17 protein-coding genes are annotated in these 18,906 nt (G+C 72.5%); 11 read left to right on the top strand and 6 right to left on the bottom strand.

The genetic code is table 11. The features are described 5' to 3' along the window. Nucleotides 1-41: 41 nt before the first annotated feature. The 4 genes from ACFPA8_RS17875 to ACFPA8_RS17860 all read left to right on the top strand — a co-directional run bounded on the left by ACFPA8_RS17875 (nucleotide 42) and on the right by ACFPA8_RS17860 (nucleotide 4,639). Nucleotides 42-1,562 carry a 3-hydroxyacyl-CoA dehydrogenase gene (locus tag ACFPA8_RS17875; RefSeq protein ID WP_386449641.1) on the top strand — a complete coding sequence of 507 codons (1,521 nt, stop codon included), beginning with the start codon at nucleotides 42-44 and terminating at the stop codon, nucleotides 1,560-1,562. A gap of 68 nt (nucleotides 1,563-1,630) precedes the next feature. Then, complete coding sequence (locus ACFPA8_RS17870; RefSeq protein WP_386449639.1) at nucleotides 1,631-2,791, top strand: acyl-CoA dehydrogenase family protein; 1,161 nt, start codon at nucleotides 1,631-1,633, stop codon at nucleotides 2,789-2,791. Between the two features lie 80 nt (nucleotides 2,792-2,871). After that, entirely contained in the window at nucleotides 2,872-3,678 is an 807-nt protein-coding gene (locus ACFPA8_RS17865) for an SAM-dependent methyltransferase (RefSeq protein ID WP_386449637.1), read from the top strand. A gap of 109 nt (nucleotides 3,679-3,787) precedes the next feature. Next, on the top strand, nucleotides 3,788-4,639 hold the full coding sequence (locus tag ACFPA8_RS17860) for a VanZ family protein (protein ID WP_386450428.1): 852 nt from the start codon (nucleotides 3,788-3,790) through the stop codon (nucleotides 4,637-4,639). Here ACFPA8_RS17860 and ACFPA8_RS17855 read toward each other — a convergent pair. Both ACFPA8_RS17855 and ACFPA8_RS17850 read right to left on the bottom strand, forming a co-directional pair. Continuing rightward, nucleotides 4,614-5,303, bottom strand: coding sequence for a DUF4230 domain-containing protein (locus ACFPA8_RS17855; protein ID WP_386449635.1), 690 nt, complete (start codon nucleotides 5,301-5,303; stop codon nucleotides 4,614-4,616). The two genes, ACFPA8_RS17860 and ACFPA8_RS17855, sit on opposite strands and share 26 nt — an antisense overlap. A 122-nt stretch (nucleotides 5,304-5,425) precedes the next feature. Then, entirely contained in the window at nucleotides 5,426-6,718 is a 1,293-nt protein-coding gene (locus ACFPA8_RS17850; protein WP_386449633.1) for a D-arabinono-1,4-lactone oxidase, read from the bottom strand. Nucleotides 6,719-7,118: 400 nt separating this feature from the next. Here ACFPA8_RS17850 and ACFPA8_RS17845 point away from each other — a divergent pair, with 400 nt between their 5' ends. Then, a complete protein-coding gene (locus ACFPA8_RS17845) occupies nucleotides 7,119-8,030 on the top strand; it encodes a helix-turn-helix domain-containing protein (RefSeq protein WP_386449631.1) in 912 nt (303 codons plus the stop codon). A gap of 82 nt (nucleotides 8,031-8,112) precedes the next feature. On the opposite strand, the gene ACFPA8_RS17840 is transcribed toward ACFPA8_RS17845, so the two are convergent. Beyond that, the gene (locus tag ACFPA8_RS17840; protein ID WP_386449629.1) at nucleotides 8,113-9,255 is read right to left on the bottom strand and encodes an MBL fold metallo-hydrolase; all 1,143 of its coding nucleotides are present in this window, start codon (nucleotides 9,253-9,255) and stop codon (nucleotides 8,113-8,115) included. Nucleotides 9,256-9,460: 205 nt separating this feature from the next. Between ACFPA8_RS17840 and ACFPA8_RS17835 the strand changes: the two genes are divergently transcribed. From ACFPA8_RS17835 to ACFPA8_RS17810, 6 genes are all read left to right on the top strand, one after another. After that, nucleotides 9,461-10,045 (top strand): TIGR03086 family metal-binding protein, encoded by a 585-nt coding sequence (locus ACFPA8_RS17835; RefSeq protein WP_386450426.1) that lies wholly within the window; start codon nucleotides 9,461-9,463, stop codon nucleotides 10,043-10,045. A gap of 285 nt (nucleotides 10,046-10,330) precedes the next feature. Beyond that, nucleotides 10,331-10,888 (top strand): GNAT family N-acetyltransferase, encoded by a 558-nt coding sequence (locus ACFPA8_RS17830; RefSeq protein WP_386449627.1) that lies wholly within the window; start codon nucleotides 10,331-10,333, stop codon nucleotides 10,886-10,888. A 56-nt stretch (nucleotides 10,889-10,944) separates the two neighbouring features. Further along, the gene (locus ACFPA8_RS17825; RefSeq protein ID WP_386449625.1) at nucleotides 10,945-11,367 is read left to right on the top strand and encodes a family 1 glycosylhydrolase; all 423 of its coding nucleotides are present in this window, start codon (nucleotides 10,945-10,947) and stop codon (nucleotides 11,365-11,367) included. 138 nt (nucleotides 11,368-11,505) lie between these two features. Continuing rightward, nucleotides 11,506-13,251, top strand: coding sequence for an FGGY-family carbohydrate kinase (locus tag ACFPA8_RS17820; RefSeq protein WP_386449623.1), 1,746 nt, complete (start codon nucleotides 11,506-11,508; stop codon nucleotides 13,249-13,251). Between the two features lie 37 nt (nucleotides 13,252-13,288). Next, nucleotides 13,289-14,347, top strand: a complete 1,059-nt coding sequence (locus ACFPA8_RS17815; RefSeq protein WP_386449621.1) for a hypothetical protein — start codon at nucleotides 13,289-13,291, stop codon at nucleotides 14,345-14,347. Then, nucleotides 14,344-15,045 (top strand): aspartate/glutamate racemase family protein, encoded by a 702-nt coding sequence (locus tag ACFPA8_RS17810; protein WP_386449619.1) that lies wholly within the window; start codon nucleotides 14,344-14,346, stop codon nucleotides 15,043-15,045. Before ACFPA8_RS17815 ends, ACFPA8_RS17810 begins: the two co-directional genes overlap by 4 nt. A 170-nt stretch (nucleotides 15,046-15,215) precedes the next feature. On the opposite strand, the gene ACFPA8_RS17805 is transcribed toward ACFPA8_RS17810, so the two are convergent. From ACFPA8_RS17805 to ACFPA8_RS17795, 3 genes are all read right to left on the bottom strand, one after another. Continuing rightward, entirely contained in the window at nucleotides 15,216-15,512 is a 297-nt protein-coding gene (locus ACFPA8_RS17805; protein WP_386449617.1) for a hypothetical protein, read from the bottom strand. A gap of 107 nt (nucleotides 15,513-15,619) precedes the next feature. Next, nucleotides 15,620-17,467 carry a GMC family oxidoreductase gene (locus tag ACFPA8_RS17800; RefSeq protein ID WP_386449616.1) on the bottom strand — a complete coding sequence of 616 codons (1,848 nt, stop codon included), beginning with the start codon at nucleotides 17,465-17,467 and terminating at the stop codon, nucleotides 15,620-15,622. Next, the gene (locus ACFPA8_RS17795; RefSeq protein WP_386449614.1) at nucleotides 17,464-18,879 is read right to left on the bottom strand and encodes a hypothetical protein; all 1,416 of its coding nucleotides are present in this window, start codon (nucleotides 18,877-18,879) and stop codon (nucleotides 17,464-17,466) included. Before ACFPA8_RS17795 ends, ACFPA8_RS17800 begins: the two co-directional genes overlap by 4 nt. Nucleotides 18,880-18,906 lie beyond the last annotated feature (27 nt).

Genomic DNA, 18,906 nt, shown 5'->3' with positions numbered 1-18,906 from the left:
GCGGGCCGGACGGGCACCGCCGAGCCGAAGGCGGAGAAGAGATGCGCACACGAATCGTCGGTACCGGAGTCATGGGACGCGGCATTGCCCAACTGGCGGCCACAGCGGGTCACACCGTCGAACTCGCCGACGCGCGACCGGAGTCGGTGACGGAAGCCGTCGACTTCGTGCGCGGGATGCTGGAGCGGGCCGTCGGGAAGGGCCGGATGAGCCGGGCCGACGCCGACGCCGCGACGGGCCGGCTCGTACCGCTGTCCTCTCCCTTCGCGGCACCGGACGGTGAGGGCGGCGCACCGGAACTCGTCATCGAGGCAGTGCGGGAGGACCTGGAGACCAAGGCCGCTCTCTTCACGGAACTGGAGAAGGCACTGCCCGAGCGGACCGTGTTCGCCACCAACACCTCCTCCCTCTCGGTCACGGAGATCGGCGCGCGGCTGCCCGATCCGACCCGGCTGGCCGGGCTGCACTTCTTCAACCCCGTGCCGCTGATGAAGATCGCCGAGGTCGTGGCGGGCGCGTCGACCCGCGAGGACATCCCGGCCGCCCTCACCGCCTTCGTCGAGGGGTGCGGGCACCGGGCGGTCACCGTCGCCGACACACCAGGCTTCCTCGTGAACCACGCCGGGCGCGGCCTCGCCACGGAGGCGCTGGCGCTGCTGGAGGAGGCCGTTGCCGCCCCCGCGGACCTCGACGCCGTCGCCCGCGACGTACTCGGTCTCCGCATGGGCCCGTTCGAGCTGATGGACCTCACGGGACTCGACGTCACCGCCTCCGTCATCGACACCGTCTGGCGCGGCTTCCGCCACTCCGACCGGCTGCGCCCGTCGTACCTGACCGCCAACCGGGTCGCCGCCGGGCTGCACGGGCGCAAGACGGGGCGCGGCTTCTACCCCTACGGGCCGGACGCGCCCGCGGACGCCGCCGCACCGTCACCCGCGCCGTCCGGCGGCGACGCCGCCCGGCCGGTGACGGTGGTGGGCGGAAGCCCCGAGGCTCATGAGCTGCGCCAGGCACTCGCCGCGGGCGCCGGCGGCAGCCGGTCCGCCGGCGACGGTGCGCTCCACCTCGTGGTCACCTGGGGCGGAACCGTGGCCGCCGCGGTGGCCGACGAGGGTCTTCCCGCCGCGACCACCGTCGGCGTCGATCCGCTCTCGCTGGGCACCTCACGCCGCGTCCTCGCCGTGACCCCGGCGACCGCGCAGGACGCCGTACGGGACGCCGCCGCCGTACTCGCCGGGTCCTCGGCAGCCGTGACCGTCGTACGCGACACGGCGGGCTCGGTCGCGCAGCGACTGCTCGCCTCCATCGTCTCCGTGGCGGCCTCCATCGCCGAGCGCCACATCGCCGTCCCCGCCGACATCGACCTGGCGGTCACGGCGGGCCTGGGCTACCCGCACGGTCCGCTGGCCTGGGGCGAGCGGATCGGCGCGAGCCGGATGCTCGGCCTCCAGCGCGCCCTGTACGCCACGACCGGCGACCCGCGCTACCGGCCGACCCGGTGGGTCACCGAGCGCGCGCAGCTCGGCCTGCCGCTCACCGCACCGGACGCCCCGCTCACGTAACCGGACCACACCGCAGGGACGCCCCTCCTCCACAGGGGGCCGACTGCGCAACCGCCCAGGAGAACCCCATGAATTCACGGGACTTCGGTCTCACCGGGACACAGCGAGACATCCGCGCCATGGCAGCCGACTTCGCAGACGCGGAGATCGCCCCGCACGCCCGCGAGTGGGACCGGGCCGAACAGGTCGACCCGGCCGTCGCCAGGCGCCTCGGCGAACTGGGCTTCCTGGGGCTGACCGTTCCCGAGCAGTACGGGGGAGTGGAGTGCGACCTTCTCTCGTACGTGCTGGCCACGGAGGAACTCGGACGGGGCGACTCGGCGGTGCGCGGCATCGTCTCCGTCTCCCTGGGCCTGGTCACCAAGACGATCGTCGCGCACGGAACCGACGAGCAACGCGAGGAATGGGTCCCGCAGTTGGTGAGCGGACGGGCGCTGGGCTGCTTCGCGCTGACCGAGCCCGGCACCGGCTCCGACGCCGGCTCGCTGACCACCAGGGCCAGGCGAGACGGAGACGACTGGATCATCGACGGCAGCAAGATGTTCATCACGAACGGAACCGTCGCGCAGATCGCGCTCACCTTCGCCCGCACCAGCGAGTCCGGGATCACCGCGTTCCTCGTACCGACCGCCAGTCCCGGCCTGACCGCCACGGAGATCAAGGGCAAACTCGGCCTGCGGGGCCAGGCCACCGCCGAACTCACCTTCCAGGGCGTACGGGTGCCGGACTCGGCACGTCTCGGCGCGCAGGACCGCGGACTGGGCATCGCGCTCGGCGCGCTCTCCCGGGGCCGCATCTCGGTGGCGGCCGGCGCGGTGGGCGTGGCACAGGCCGCGCTGGACGCCGCCCTGAACTACGCAGGGCAGCGTGAGCAGTTCGGCAGGGCGATCGCGTCCTTCCAGCTGGTCCAGGAGCTGCTGGCCGACTCCGAGGTGGACATCCGCGCCTCCCGCCTGCTGACGCACCAGGTGGCGAGGATGGCTGACGCGGGGGCCTCGCCGAAGGAGTACGCCACGGACGCCTCCGTCGCCAAGTACCACGCGAGTGAGACCGCGGTGCGCGTCAGCAACAACTGCCTGCAGACGTTCGGCGGTTACGGCTTCATCGACGAGTACCCCGTGGGCAAGTACCTGCGGGACGCCCGCGTTCTCACCCTCTACGAGGGTACGAGCCAGGTGCAGAAACTGATCATCGGGCGGGCTCTGACGGGCGTCGACGCGATGACATGACGGCTGGCCGGTTCTGGGCTGTCGGTGGCGCTTCCGGTGAGACAGTGTGTCGCCACCGACCGTGAGCGTGGGAGAGAGCAGTGACCGCGAAAGACGACATCGACAGCAGCAGACCACATCCGGCCCGCGTCTACGACTACTGGCTGGACGGCAAGAACCACTACGACGTGGACGCAGCAGCTGCCGAGCATGTCGTGCGCGTGTGGCCCGGTGTGGTCCTCGGCGCGCAGCTCAACCGGGCCTTCATGCACCGGGCGACGCGCTGGCTGGTGCAGGAGGCGGGGGTGCGGCAGTTCCTGGACATCGGATCGGGCATCCCCACCGAACCGAATCTGCACCAGGTCGCGCAGCTGATCGCACCGGAGACCCGGGTCCTCTACGCCGACAACGACCCGATAGTCCTGCACCACGCGCAGGGACTGCTGAGCGGTACGCCCGAGGGCCGTACGGCGTATGTGCACGCCGACTTCACCGACCCGGACGGCATCCTCGAATCGCCCGAGCTGCGCGAGACGCTCGATCTCCGGCAGCCCGTCGCCCTCTCTCTGATCGCGCTCCTGCACTTCATCACCGACGAGCGGGGCGCGTACGAGATCGTCGGCAAGCTCATGGACGCACTGCCGTCCGGGAGTTACCTCGTCGTCTCGCACGCCACGGCGGACTTCGACCCGGACCTGCTGACGCGCGTCGCCGAGGCGTACCAGTCCTCCGTGGCGGAGGGGCAGATCCGTTCGAGTTCGGAAGTGAGCCGTTTCTTCGACGGACTCGAACTCCTCGACCCGGGTGTCGTGGTCGCCCACCGCTGGCGGCCCGAGGACGGCGAGCCTCAACCGGACATCACCGACGCGGAGTTCCCCGTCTACGGCGGCGTCGCGCGCAAGCCCTGACGGCGGGCCGCCCCGGCCCGCACGACGGAGTCCGCGCATGCTTGTACACACCGGGGGTAACTGCAGGCCAGACAAGGCCCAGGTCCTCTGGAGGTGCTTGCGGGTGCGCATGTTCGGCAACGAGGCGAACACGAAGACGACCACCGCGACGACGGGGAAGAGCGGGCAGGGAACCGCGAAGTCCGCGAAGTCCGCGAAGGCGGGCACGGCGGGCAGGAGTTCGTCGGCGAAGAGCGGGGCGGCGAGCGCGACGACCGGCAGGAAGACGTCCGCGAAGTCCGCCAAACCGGGCAGTGCGGGCAGGGGCGGCAAGTCCAAGTCCGCCGGGAGCACCAAGTCCGCCAAGAGCACCGCCCGTTCCGGCAAGACCGGCAGGACCGGCAGGACCGGCAGGACCGGCAGGACCGGCAGGACCGGCAGGACCGGTTCGGCTGCCGCCCGGTCGGCGGACGCCCTCAGGCGGAACCAGCTTCCGCCGGCGGCACGTGTGGTGATCCTCGTCGTGGCGTTCGCCGCGATGGTGGGCTTCGCCGTCGTCCTCTCCAAACTGACGCTGGGGCCCTCCGCCGCCTCCGAATCGCTCACGCACAGCAACCTGCGTCCCGGCGACTCCATCCGCGACTATCTCTCGCAACCCCAGATGCGTGACACGCTCAAACAGCTGGGCGGGAACATCGTGCTCGGCATGCCGTTCGGCGCGCTGCTGCCGGCACTGGTGCCCCGCACCCGCGGCCTGCTGCGTGTGATGGTGGCGACGGCGCTGGTGATGCTGCTCGTCGAACTCGTGCAGGGTGCGCTGGTCACCGGCCGCGCCTTCGACATCGACGACGTCATCCTCAACACCACGGGCGCGATGCTGGGTTACCTGATCATCGGGCGGCGGCTGGGCCTCGCCGTGCACCCGCGCCGCCCCCACTGGTGGCACCGCCTCGGCATCAGCTCTTCCCGCGGCCGTCCGTGAAGTCCACGGACACCTTCTCGTAGCCGAGTGAACGCAGCAGCTCCCGCAGCATGTTCCTGGTGTTCTTCTCGGCGCGGGCCTCCAGACCGCTCTTCCGGGCGGCGTCACCGATGTGCCGGACGGCGAGCTTGTGAACCTGCCGCTCGTCGCCGGGGTTGTCGGAGAAGACGTCACCGAGCCGGTCGAGGATGCCGCGCTCCTTCGTCACCGCGTAGGAGCGGTCCGCGTCCAGCGCCGGCTTCTCCAGCCGGGCGGGCGGCAGCGTCACCGCGGCGGACCTGCGGTCGCTGCCGACCTCGACGGCGTCCTCGCCGACGTCGCCGAGATCCACGTACGCGCCGACGCTTCCCTTGCCGACGAAGAGGGTCCGGCTGCCCCGCACCGCGTCCGGAAGGAACTCGGCGTCCTTGTCCAGGTCGACGACGACCTGGAAGCTGCCGGAGGCCGCCTCGTAACGGCTCATGTCCTGGATGGACTTCAGCAGTACGGGACCGGTGCGGTCCTTGGTCTCCGTGCCGAAGGGGTTGCTCAACTGCGGCAGCACGTTGAGGGTGCGCGCGAGCAACAGCAGGAGCAGCAGAACGATCAGCGAGGCGGGAAGCGTGACCCACCAGGGCGGGCGCTTACGGGCGTTGACGACGACGGTCGGCTGCTTCGATGACATTCTTCCCGTCCCCTCGGAGCATCGGCGGACTGCACGACACAGCTCCGGGTTCCCCGGCAGGCCGCGTCCAAGGGGACGGACGGGGCCGGGGGCCGAGCGGCCGGCCCGCGGCCCCGCCCGTCTCAGACGCCGTACGCGGGCGCGAAGACCTCGTCGACAAAGGGGTTCCGGAACTTCCCGTGCGGGTCGCGCTCCGACACCAACTGCCGGAAGGCACCGGCCTGTTCGTAGAGTCCGGCGATGTCCGCGTGCGGCATGGTGGTGAGCTTCCCCCAGTGCGGGCGAGCCCCCAGCGGCAGCAGCAGCTCCTCGACTGCCCCGATGACGGGCAGTACCGCGGCGGCGTCCTTGACCCACGTGAAGTGGAAGGCGACGCAGTCCCGCCGGTACGCGGGACTGAGCCACAGGTCGTCCGCTGCGACGGTGCGCACTTCGGAGATCTGGAGTACGGGCGCGATGCGGGCGCCGAGTTCCCGCAGCGCGGCCAGTGCCCCGGGTGCGGCGGCGCGCGGCAGCAGCAGCTCCGACTGCAGCTCCTCCCCGCTGCTGGGGGTGAAGTCGGGCCTGAAGTGCGGCAGTCGTTCGTGCCACGGCCCGGGGACCCCCAACTGCTCGGTGCAGTGCGTGGGTTCGGCGCCCGGGATCGGGTGCTGGGCGGAATCCGCCGGGGTCGCCCCCTCCCAGCGGGAGCGGCGCGTACTGCCGTCCCGTTCGGTGACGCGCCGCTTGACCCACACCCGCGCCAGGCCGTCGGAGTAGTCGGTGAACGCGCTGACGCTGTAGGCGCATCCGAAGATCTCGTCGAACGCGGAGGCGAGTTGCGTCAGCGGAACACCCGTGTAGACGTGCTGGGAGACCTCGAAGGCGGGCTCGACGGCGAGCGTCAGCCGGGTGACGATGCCGAGAGCGCCCAGGCCGACGACCGTGCCGGAGAAGGTCTCCGGGTCGCTGCGGCGGCTGACTTCGAGCAGTTCGCCGTCGGGGCCGACGAACTCCAGCGCGGTCACTGCCGCGGCGAGGCACTTCTCGGAATCGCCCGAGCCGTGCGTGGCCGTCGCACAGCAGCCCGCGACCGAAATGTGCGGCAGGGACGCGAGGTTGGCCAAAGCGGAACCTGCGGTGTGCAGAATGCCGGCCACCTCGTCGTACCGCATTCCGGCACCGACGGTCACCGCCGGCCCTTCGCCGCCGGGCGGCGTCACATCCACGAGTGGCGGCAGACCGTCGAGACGCACCAGGTCGCCGTCGGTGTCGGCGATGCGGTTGAAGGAGTGGCCGCTGCCCAGGGCCCGTATCCGGTCCGCCGAGGCGACGATGTCCTGCAACTCCTCGACGGAGGAGGGACGGTGAGTGCGACGGGCGTTGAAGACGGTGTTGCCCGCCCAGTTCGTGGCCGGTGCGCCGGATGTGGACATGCGCGTTCCTGAGGTGGTGGTGGGCTCCCGGTAACCGCGGGCACGTGGGGATTCGTGCAGGCGGGCACGTACGGGTTCGAGCCTTCGGGGACGCGTACGAGCCTAATATGCGCCTGGAAACCCGCAGCTTGCGCGTGGCACCGTTCGTGAGGGAGTATTTTCGGCCCCTGGCATTGGCCGATTGGCGCCACAGGCCGTACATTCCGTCCCTTGCGTAACTTGCGCAACAGTCCCGACCTGATGGTCATGGTGGCGGAGACTGGACAGGGGCATGTGCGGGAATGAGGACGAGCAGTGTCGTGGCATTTCACGCCTCGCTGCGGGCGGGGCGGGGTGGACCTGAGCGGAGACGAATTCACTGTGGCGAGACCGACCCGGTCACTGCACGGGGAGCTTCATCATGCGCATCACTGAGGTGTCGGGCGGTCTGCCCGACCGCAGAATCCCTGACCGTCCCAGCGGACCCGCAGTGCCCAGACTCGTGCTGGGCGAGCGGCTGCGGAAGCTGCGAGAGGCACAGTACATTTCCAGGCGCGAGGCGGGCGACGCCATCCGGACCTCCGATGTGGACATCGCCCAACTCGAGTGGGGCCGCTGGGGTTTCAAGGAGCGGGACGTGACCGACCTGCTCACCATCTACGGCGTCACCGACGAGGCAGAGCGCGCCACCATGCAGGTCCTGGCCGCGCAGAGCAACATGCCCGGCTGGTGGAACGCGTACGACGACGTGGTGCCCGACTGGTTCCGCACCTACCTGGGGCTGGAGCAGGCCGCCGACGTCATCCGCACCTACGAGGTGCAGTTCATCCCCGGCCTGCTGCAGACCCCTCAGTACGCCCGCGCCGTCGTCGCTCTCGGACACCCCGGCGCCTCCGACGACCGGATCAGCCGCCGCGTCGAACTGCGCATGCAGCGCCAGCGCGTACTTCACAGCGCGCAGCCCCCGCACCTGTGGGCCGTGATCGACGAGGCGGCGCTGCGGCGTCCCGTCGGTGGTCCGGAGACGATGCGCGGCCAGGTCCAGCACCTGATCGCGATGTGCGATCTCCCCCACGTCACCGTGCACTTGATGCCGTTCGAAGCCGGTGGTCACGCCGCTGCGGGAGGACCGGTCACGCTCGTGCGGCTGCCCGAGCGGGAGCTGCCCGACCTGATCTACCTGGAGCAGCTGATCGGCGCCACCTACCCGGCCGAGCGGGAGGAGGTCGACCACTACCGGCACGTCATCGACCGTCTCGTGACGGATGCCGCGCCTGCGAGGCAGACCCGCTCCCTCCTGCTCGGCATGCTCGAGGAGATGCAGTACTCCTGATCCGTACGGCGGAAAGCAACCGGGACGACCGGAAGAACCGGGACGACCGGAAGAGCCTGCAGCCCCGCGCCCGGCGCGGTGATCAGGCCCGGTCGAGCTTCAGGGGACCGGGCGCGGCACCCGGCGGGGATTCCACAGCCGCCCTCGCTCCGGCACCCGGCCCGCGCCACCACGGACGGTCGGGAAGCGCCGCCGCTGACGGCTCGAACGAGCCCCCCGGGACCGGGACCGCAGCCCTCACACCTGCTTCCTTCGCGGCGGTCAGCGTGCGCTCGCCCGGCTCCGCCCACGGATGCGGCGCGAGATTGAAGGTCCCCCAGTGGATCGGCAGGAGCGCCCCCGAGGTGCCCGTGAGATCGAGATGCGCGCGGAGACCTTCCTCCGGAGTCATGTGGATGTCCGGCCAGAACTCGCTGTAGGCGCCGATCTGGATCATCGTCGCGTCGAACGGCCCGTACTGCGCGCCGATTTCGGCGAAGCCGGGGAAGTACCCCGTGTCGCCGCTGTGGAAGACCCGGTGCTCGGGGCCCGTGACCACCCAGGAGGCCCACAGGGTCTGCTGCTTGTTGCGCAGACCGCGGCCGCAGAAGTGGCGCGCGGGGGTGGCCGTCAGGCTGAGTCCGGCGATCTCGGCGGTCTCGTCCCAGTCCAGTTCGGTGAAGCGACCCGGCTCGACGCCCCACCGTTCCAGGTGGGCGCCGACCCCGAGCGGCACCGCGAAGTGGACGTCGCTCGCGGCGAGTTCACGGATGGTGGGCATGTCGAGGTGGTCGTAGTGGTCATGTGAGACGACCACCGCGTCGAGCCGTCCCAGCGCGGACAGCGGCACGGGTGCGGGATGCAGCCGGCGCGGGCCGGCGAAGGAGAACGGCGAGCAGCGCATGCCCCACACGGGGTCGAACAGCACCCTTCTGCCGTCCAGTTCGGCCAGCACCGTGGAGTGTCCCAGCCAGGTCAGCCGAAGCCCGGACTCCGGGGGCGAGCCCAGGTCGGGACGCGTCAGCGGAACAGCGCTGCCGGGCCTGCGGCCCTCGTTGCGCAGCAGGGCGCGCAGCAGTGCGCCCCGGCCGCGAGTGGGCCGTGGGCGGATCGAGGCCGTCACCGGGTTGCGGAACTGGGCGGCCTCCTTGTCGTAGTGCGGCGACCGCTCGATGCGTGCCAGCCGTTCACCTGTCGGCTCGGCACCGAAGGCCAGGGGTCTCCACTCTCTGAGAAGGCCGCTCATGCGAAATCTCCCGTTCTTCGTCAGCCGATGTCACGACAACGCACCCTGGCCGGCTGTTGTTCCACCCGGTGCCGCGATGACTTCACCGGCTCCAGGCGGTCCGTACAGGTGACCCCTGGACGGCCGCGGAAGGACCGGGATGGGACCGGCGCCGTCCGCGGACTCTCCGAGGACCCACAAGGACGAGGTGTATGCAGTGACGACCATGATCGATCTAGGGCCGCAGGCCCGCCACGTGAAGACGCTGCTCGACGGCGTCTCGGACGGGCAGCTCGGCTCCCCCACGCCCTGCGAGTCCTACACGGTGGCCGACCTGCTCGCTCACTTCCTGGGCCTGACCGCCGCCTTCCGTGACGCCGCGCGGAAGGAGCTGGGCCCCACGACGGACACCGACCCGGGGGATGCCGCCCCCCGGCTGCCCGCCGACTGGCGCAGCCGGCTCGCGGTGCAGCTGGACGAGCTCGCGGCCGCCTGGCGCAGCGAGGACGCGTGGGAGGGCGAGACGCGGGCCGGCGGCGTGGAACTCCCCGGCGCCGTCGCGGGGACGGTGGCCCTCAACGAACTGGTGCTGCACGGGTGGGACTTGGCGCGTGCGACGGGGCAGCCCTACACGGGCGACCCCGGCAGCCTGCGCGTCTCTGTCGAGATGCTCTCGGAGTCGGCCGGGCAGGAGATGCGCGATTCGATCTTCGGGCCGGTCGTCGAGGTCCCGCCGGACGCTCCGCTGCTCGACCGGGCCGTCGGCCTCGGCGGCCGGCGCCCGGACTGGACCCCGCCCTCCGCGGTCTAGTCTGCGACCGGACAGCCCCGGCCCGGCAGCCCCGGCCCGGGGGCCCCGGCTTCTGCGCCACCCCCGGGGGCCCGGCTCCTGCGCCACCCCCGGCGGCCCGGGGCTGCGCCGTCCGGGGCTGCGCCGTCCGGGGGTGGGGCGGCCGGGGGTGGGGCGGAGGTGCCGGGCACGCGAGTCACGTCGTACGGGCCGGACGGCGCAGTCGGCCTCGGCCGCCTGGTCCACTCCGCGCGCGCCGCCGTAATCGTGTGGCGTTCCCCGGCCCTCCTGGTCCAGCATCTGCGCATGGACCAGCCACCTGAGAGCGGGTTTTCCGGGCAGGCAGAACTGCGTCGCCTGCGCGTGGACGACGCCGCCGGCCTGTACGCGATCATCAGCGAGTCCCGCGAGCATCTCGCTCCCTGGATGCCCTGGGCCTCCGGACAGGACCTGGCGGGGACCGCCGCGTTCCTGGCCCGCAGTGAGGAGGCATGGCGAAACGGCGAGGCCTACGAGTACGCCGTCGTCCGGGACGGTCAGGTGACCGGCAGCTGTGGGCTGATGCGCCGGATCGGCCCCGGCGGGCTGGACATCGGCTACTGGCTCCACCCCGCGTGGACCGGGCAGGGCCTGGCCACGATGTCGGTTGCGGCGCTCGTCCGCTGGGCGTTCGAACTGCGGGGAACCGATCGTGTGGAGATCCACCACGATGCTGCCAACGCCGCCAGCGCGGCTGTTCCCCGCCGTCTCGGATTCACCGAGGTGGGCCGGGCGCCGGTGCAGGGAGGGCCGAGCGCCCCCGGTGAAGGGGGCATCGACGTGACCTGGCGGCTTCGACCCGGTGAGGGCGGTCACCGCGGCTGAGCACGCCTTCGGCGGTTGACGGGACGGGGTCGACTGCTGCACCCGCCGCATCCTCGGTGCCGTGGACGAGCGGGGGGCGGGCCGTGGCCCTGGAAGGTCGAACGGGGCAGGCCCATAGTGCCCCGCGCGACCTCGGCCGGGAGATCGTTCTCCGACGAACTCACCGCGCTGCCCGTGCGGTTGAGGAATTCCCCGGAGCCCCACTGGTGATCACCGAGACCGGCGGCATCTTGGACGACGGTCCCACACCCGACGGCGCCGTGCACGACGAGCGCCGCGTCCGCTTCCTCCACGGTCGTCCGCTCGCCGCTCGCCGGGCGTTGGAGGCCGGAGTGCCCGTCGAGGGCTACTACCACTGGTCGCTCATCGACAACTTCGAGTGGGCGATGGGCTACCGGCCGCGCTTCGGCCTCGTGCACCTCGACAGGGAGACCCAGCGCCGGACGGTCAAGGACAGCGGCCTCTGTACGCCCGCGTGACCCGCAGCGGCGAGGTGCCCGCAATGCCATAGGACGTCCCGGTGGAAGCGGGTGTGGCCGGGCCGGGGTTCCGGGCGCAGTGGCGGAAGTCGCGGTAACAGCAAGCGGTCGCGCGGGTAAGGACGGGGAGGAGGTGTCATGACCAGCGACATGAACGCGGCCACCGGTGCGACGACGGCGGGCACAGGCAACACCACGGGGACGGGGACGGGAAGGGGCGGGGGGAGAGACGGGGAGCAGGCAACCGCAGCCAGAACCGCCCGTCCGGCCGGAAGATCCCGGCAGCCACTCCTCGCGGGCATCGACATCGGCAGCACCCACTGCAAGGCCCTGCTGTGCACACCCACCGGCGGCGTCGTGGCCCGCGCCCAGCGTCCGACTCCCCGCAGTTCGGATCAACTCACCTACGACGCAGCTGAGTTGACCAGCGCCGCGCTGGGTGCCCTCACCGACTGCGTACGCGCGGCCGGACGGGCACCGGACACCATCGGCCTGACCGGCATGGCCGAGACAGGCGTGCCGCTCGACCGCCACGGAGCACCCATCGGCCCCGTACTGGCATGGTCCGACCCGGCTCCCGCGCCGCATGCCGAGCGCCTCGCACGTCTTCACGGCACGGCGGAGCTGCACGCCCGTACCGGAGTGCTCCCCAGTGCCAAGGTCCCACTGGCGCGCTGGTGCTGGCTCAGCGAGCACCACCCGGAGCGCCTGAACCGCATGCGGCAGTGGGCCGGGGCCGCGGACCTCGTCGCCAGGTCGCTGACGGGACGGGTCGGCACCGAAGTCACCTTCGCGCAGCGCACGATGGCCTGGGAACACGGGTCGGGCACGGAGTCCGGCCGCTGGAACGCCGAACTGCTCGCCGAGGCCGGACTGACACCGGCACACATGCCTCACGTCCATGCCCCTGGGCGCCCTGTCGGCGCCGTCACCAGAGCGGTCGCCCGCAGTCTCGGTCTGCGGGCGGGGGCGCACGTCGTCGTCGCCGGCCACGACCACCTCGTCGGCGCCTGGATCAGCGGGGCACGCGGAGCGGGCCGGGCGGCCGACTCCATGGGAACGGCCGAGGCCGTCCTCACCGTCTCGGACACGCCGCCGGACCTGGCCGCCGCCGCTGCCGAAGGCATGTCGTGGGGCCGTCACGTCGACGGAACCCACTGGGTCACGCTCGCCGGGATGTCGACCTCCGGGGCACTGGTCGAGTGGTTCTGCGACCGCTTCCTCTACCCGGTGGGCCGGGAGGGGGCAGCCGCAGCCGCCAACGGCCGGGCGCATTCCGGGGACCGCACGGCGGGCGCGGCCGGGCCGGACGCCCCGTCCGCGCCCTCGCCGGACGAACTGACCGTCCGCTACCGGGACTTCGCCCGTCTCGTCGAGCAGGACGGCGCGGAGGGGACGGGGTTGCCGGCGCGGCCCACCGGCATCACGGTGGAGCCCTACCTGCAAGGACGCAGCGCTCCCCGTCCCGATCCCGCCGCCCGGCTCGCCGTGCACGGGATGGCCTCCCGGCACGGACCCGCGGACCTCGCACTGGCCCTGCTGGAGGGCGCCGCCTACCACGCACGCTGGATGGCGGAGGTTCAGGCCGAGCTGGCCGGCACCACCCCCCAGACGGTCACCCTGGTCGGCGGGTCGACACGACAGCGCACTTGGACGGCGCTGAAAGCCGCCGTGAGCCCCTGGACCACGGAGGTGTGCACCGAGGCCGAAGCCCCCTGCCTGGGCGCCGCCGCCTGGGGCGGCGCGGCCATCGGCCTGGACCCCGCCGGTATCAGGCCGCCGAGCAGAACGCTGCACGTCGACGGATCCAACGCCGCCGCACACCGGACCGCCTACCGGGAGCGCTTCCTGCCGCACGTCCTGCTGCCGTCCCCCGGCAACTGACCGTCCCGGACAAGCCGTACCGACTGAGGAGAAGGCCATGCCGCCCGCCGAACCCCCGCCCTCCGCTCCAGCCTCCCCGCCTCCGCCGGCCGCCCCCGGGCGGCTGGCGGGCGGTTCCCCCGTCCCCGCGGCGCTCGCCCGGCCCTCCGGCACCTTCGCCATGGTCGCCATGGACCAGCGCGACTCACTGCGGACGATGATGGCGGCGCGCCTCACCGGGGCAGCGGTCGGGCGCGGGGGAGCGGGCGGTGCGGGAGCGGCCGTACCCGACTCCGCGCTCACCGACTTCAAGCTCGCGGTCGCCCGGAGCCTGGGCCCCGCCGCGTCCGCGCTGCTCATCGACCGCGACTACGGCTACCGCGCGCTGATGGACGCGGCGGTGCTGCCCGGATCGTGCGCACCGATCCTCGCCGTCGACATCCTCGACCAGCAGCCCGGCGGACCCGTCGAGGACACGTGCCTGGACGAGAGTGCCGAACCGGCAGCGGCCGCCGCCGAAGGAACCCGCGGACTGAAGCTCCTCGTCATCTGGCGCAGCGACTCCCACCGCGAGCGGCGTGTCGAACTCGCCGCCCGGTTCGTCGAGTTGTGCAGCAACGCCGGTCTCGCCTCCGTCCTCGAACCCGTGGCGCGCCCCACCCGCGAGGAGGAGGGCGCGAACACCTTCCGGCTGAACGACGCCATCGTGGAGGCCGCGCGGGAACTGGCACCGCTGCAGCCGTCGCTCTACAAGTGCCAGGTCCCGGACGGCGGGACGGGAACCGTGGCCGAGACGGCCGCGCAGGCGGAGCGGATCGACCGCGTGGTCGACGTGCCCTGGGTGGTGCTCTCCCAGGGCGTCGCGCCGCCTGACTTCCCCCGTGCGGTCGAGGGGGCCTGCCGGGCGGGTGCTTCCGGCTTTCTCGCCGGCCGTGCCCTGTGGACCGACGCGCTCGACGCCCACGACCGGGACGCCCAGCTCCGCGGGCGGTGCCTGGAACGGCTGCGGCGTCTCGGAGAGACGGTCGACACCCACGGAAGGCCCTGGTGGCACGCCCCTGCCGCAGCTGCGGGCGCGGGTACGCCGGGCGCCGCGGACGAGGAGGGACCGGCATGACGACGGATGACACGACGGACGCGGGGACGGCCGGAGGCCCCCGCCCGAGAGTGTGCATCCTGCACACGGTCGCCGCGCTCCCCGCATCCTTCGAACCGCTGCTGCGGGAGGAGGCGCCGCATGTACGCGCCTACCACGTCGTCGACGAGAGCCTCCTGGCGGACACCGTCAGACACGGCCGACTGCCCCGTACCACCGCCCGGTTGGCGGCCTACGTCACGCACGCCGAAGCGGCGGGAGCGGACGCCGTGCTCGTCACCTGCTCCTCGATCGGCCCCGCGGCGGAGGCCGTGCGGGCGCTGACGGGGATTCCCGTGCTGCGTGTGGACGAACCGATGGCCGCCGAGGCCGTACGCCGGGGGCCGCGCATCTGCGTGCTGGCCACCCTGGAGTCCACCCTCGTCCCGACGGCCGAGCTGATTCGCCGTCATGCCGCTGCCGGAGGCGTCCGGGCCACCGTGACCACGACGACCTGCCCGGGTGCGTACGACGCGCGCCAGGCAGGGGAGGGGGAGGAGCACGACCGCCTGATCGCCGAGGAGGTGAGGCGGATGGCGCCTTCGCACGACGTCCTGGTACTTGCCCAGGCATCGATGGCCGCCGCCGTCGGTACCCTCCCCGGGGGCGGACCGGGGGTCCCGGTGCTCACCTCGCCGCGCAGCGGTGTGGCCCAACTCGCGGACGTCGCAGCGCAGTAGGGGCGGAATCCCGTCCGCTCCTGCGGGTGGGGCGTGCCCGGAGGTGCCGGCTCGCCGGGCCCGGCAGCGCGAGTGCCGGCCGGCGGCGGGGGTTCGACGGGGCTGCCCGGGTCCTCGGGACCGGCCGGTCCGCTCACCGCCCGGCCGGGGCGCGCACGCGAAGAAGAGTGTCAGCCGCCGCTGCAGCTGAGGTCGGCCTGGCGCATGTAGCCGAGGAATTCGCCGTTGTCCGCGCGTGAGACCTGCCACATGTCGAACGGCCCGGTGGCGGCCACTTCCTGTCCCGACTTCATCGTTCCGAGAACCTTGCTCTCCACGCTGTCCTCGGCGTAGCGCGGGGTGCCGTCGTGGACCACGGCGCAGATCGCCCCCGCCTGTGCCGTTCCGCCCAGCGACGGTATCGCTATGGCGGCCACGGCTATGGCGGCGGGAGCGGCGAGACGCACCGCCAGTCTCTTCTTCTTCATCATTCTCCCCGTATCGTCACGGCACCGTGCACAATTCCATACTGCCAACCTCCAGGCAGGTCATGCACGTTCGGGGTCAAAACGGCACCGGGTGCCGTTGATTCGGCTTAGACTGACGCTTTCGCAACAGCCAACGCGGTCGCCATGATGGTCAGTTGGGGATTGACTTCCGGGCAGCTGGGCAGCGCCGAACCGTCTGCGACGAGCACCCCGCGTACGCCGCGCAGTCTGCCCCGCACGTCCGCGGGCGCCGTCTGCGGATCGGCACCGAGTGCGACCGTCCCCGTCGGATGGAACGCCGACAGATGGAGCTGACGCGCACTCAAGCCGCTGAGCTTCTCCTTCAGTTCGGACAGCGAGCGCGCCCGGGGGGCTGCCGCGATGCCGGTGAGGACCTCCTCGGCGCCGGCGGCGAAGAGCAGCTCGCCCATCGCCCCCACCGCGCGCATCAGCCTGCGGCCGTCACGGGGGGCCAGGTCGTAGCGCAGCAGTGAGCGCCGGGCCCCCAGCACCCTGCCCGACGGAAGATCGGCGATCATCGCGCCGACCGTCGCCAGGGACTTCGCGCCGTCCAGCTCGCTGCGCAGGTCCCGGCCGACGCCGGGCAGGACGAACGACCCCATGCCGGGCGGTCCGGCCGTCGCCTCGATGAGGATGCCGTCGCTGTGCAGCTCCTCCACGCCGACGCTCTGCAGCACGCCCTGCCAGGCGGTCACCGGTTCCGCGAAGCGGCCCGCGACACTGGCGGCGGGGTGGACAGCCAGGTTCCGGCCCAGCCGCGGATGGCCGCCGAGGCCCGAACGTCGCAGCAGTGGCGGAGAGTTGAGCGCGCCGGCCGCCACGACCACCAGCGGGCTGAGGATCTCGAAGCTGCTGCCGTCCGGCCGCCGTACGGCGACGCCGCACGCCTGAGGGCCGCCCGGCCGGTCCCGTTCGACGAGGATGCGCTGCACGTACGCCCCGGTGACGATGCGGGCACCGGCACTGCACGCGTCGGGCAGCACCGACAGCTGGACGCTCTGCTTCGCTCCCGTGGGACAGCCGACCACGCACTGGCAGGAGCCCTTGCAGCCGGGCGCGTTGCGGCGCAGCGGACCGGCCTGCCAGCCCAGCCGCTCCGCACCGAGCAGCGCGGTGCGGCCGTTGCGCCCGAGGACGTCCAAGGGCTGAGTGGCGACCTGGAGGGTGCGTTCGACCTCGTCGAGGCAGTCGCCGAAGGCGTCCGCGTCGGCGAGCGGCAGCCCGTACGTGTCCCGCCACCGGCCGAGCACATGGTCCGGAGTGCGGTAGCACGTACCGGAGTTGACGACCGTGGTACCGCCGACGGCCCGTCCCACGGGCAGCACCACGGGCGGGTTGCCCAGCGCGATCGTGCCGCCGCCGTCGCGGTAGAGCTCGGCGAACCTGTCGAGCGGGGTCCGCCGCCCGAAGTCCGCGGTGGTGTGGTGGCGTCCCTCCTCCAGTACGAGGACGCGCATACCGGCCCGGGCGAGGGTGCGCGCGGCGACGGCACCGCCCGCCCCCGACCCGATGACGACCGCGTCGGCGGTGGCACGGTCCGGCCACTCGGCGGACGGCACGCAGTCCAGCGGCGGATCGGCGGGCGGTGCGAGCACTGGGCGGACGGCCGGCTCCTTGTGAAGCATCCGTTCCGTACCGGCCGCGAGCATCACCGGCACTTTCAGCGCGTCCAGCACCGGCAGCAGCGAGGGCCGTGCGGCGAGTGAGGAGAGCACTGCCTCCCGCTCCTCCGGGGTGAGCCTGCTCATTCCCCGCCCGGTCCGCACCGTCGCGTAGGCGTCGACGGCGGCTGCCGCCGCCCGTACCCCGGCGCGGGCCGCCCTCGGCATCGATTCGAGCACGTTCTCCACGCGCCGCGGCACGGCGCCGGGCCACGCCTCGCTGCCGTCGTCGGCGAGCAACGCGCCCACCAGACCGTCCAGTCGATAGCTCATCGGTCGCCGACCTCCGCGTGTGCCGTACCGTCCAGGAACCACTCGGCCTCCTTGCGCCAGCGGCCCCACCAGCGCTCCAGCAGGATGTGCGCGTCGGCCGTCTCGCTGTTGCGGCACACGGCGCCGCTGCCGTCGGGGTCGGTGTAGTCCAGGGCGAGGGTGCGCTCCTCGGGCTGGGTGACCACGACCTTGATGCGGCGCATCCCGGACCGTCCGGTGACGTTCCAGACGGGCAGGCCGATGTCCGCGCGGAAACGGCCTACGCCCGCCCACCCGACGGCGGCGCGCTCGACCCGCCGCGGCCACGTGCGGCCGCCCTTGCGCAGCCGGAGGAAGACCAGCGGCGGCAGCCTGCGCAGCACGGGACGCATGGAGACGGCCGCCACGATCTCCAGCACGTCGCCGCCGCCCAGGTGCGCGTGGAGCCAGGCCCAGCGGCGAGCGTTGCCGTGCCCGTAGATCCTGGCCGTCGCGCCCGGTGCGTCCGCGAGCTGCAACTCGCCGCCCTCGTAGGTGAAGGTGCCGCTGTACGAGCCCTGGGGCGCGGGGACGATCTGAGCGGCCGGCAGCAGCGGACGCCGCCACGACCAGCGCGGGAAGGTGAACAGCGGTTCGTCGCCCGCCTGTTCCGCCAGGTCCCAGCTGAACGCGCCCGCGGAGCCCCGCAGCCGGCCGGGTACCGCCTCGATGCCGCCGGCGGTGAAGCCGCTGCGTTCCGTCCCGTCCTCACGGGCGGCAGCCCGGTCGCGCGGCGGCTTCCAGGGCTCGGGACCGAACCGTGCGTGCCGCACCGGACCTTCGCCGTCGCCGGGGAACTGCGCCACCCAGCCGTGGGCGTACGCCTCGGAGCCGTCCGAGGGCGCGACCAGTTCGTGGTGGAGCCACAGCCCCGTGCCGCTCTTCGGGTCGGTCACCGTCGTGTACCAGACCTCCGTACGTCCGGCGGCGCCGTCCCAGCGCGGCGGCAGCAGACCCCCGGGGTCCGCGCCGGGCGTCGGACCGCTGAGGCGCGGGAAGCGGAAACTGCCGAGGAACGGCAGCAGTTGAGTCGCGACGGGGAAGCGCAGCGTGCCCTTGCCGATCTGCTCGCCGTCCTCCAGCAGCACGAACGGCAGCACCGTCATCGACTTGACCGGACGCCCGGGCGATATCGACTTCCAGCCGTCGAGCGTGCAGCGACGCCCTCCGGCGGAGAAGCCGATCCGGTAGCGGATGCGGCGCCGTGCGACCGGTGAGATCTCCAGCTCGCCCAGCATTCCGGTGTCGTCGGCCCACCCCGCGACCCGCACCCGGCCCGTGAGCCGGCCTTCGGTCGTTCCCAGCGGACGCAGCACTTCGTCCGCCCGCACGGCCAGGTCCAGCCGGACGGGCCGCGCCTCGCTCTCTCCGGCCAACTGCACGGAGCCGGTCATGACTTCCGAGAAGGTCGTTCCCCGGGC

Source organism: Streptomyces ovatisporus, assembly GCF_042653885.1.
In the GTDB taxonomy this organism is placed as follows: Bacteria; Actinomycetota; Actinomycetes; order Streptomycetales; family Streptomycetaceae; genus Streptomyces; species Streptomyces ovatisporus.
The sequence above is the reverse complement of the archived record's forward strand: the minus strand, read 5'-3'. Positions and strand labels throughout refer to the sequence as shown.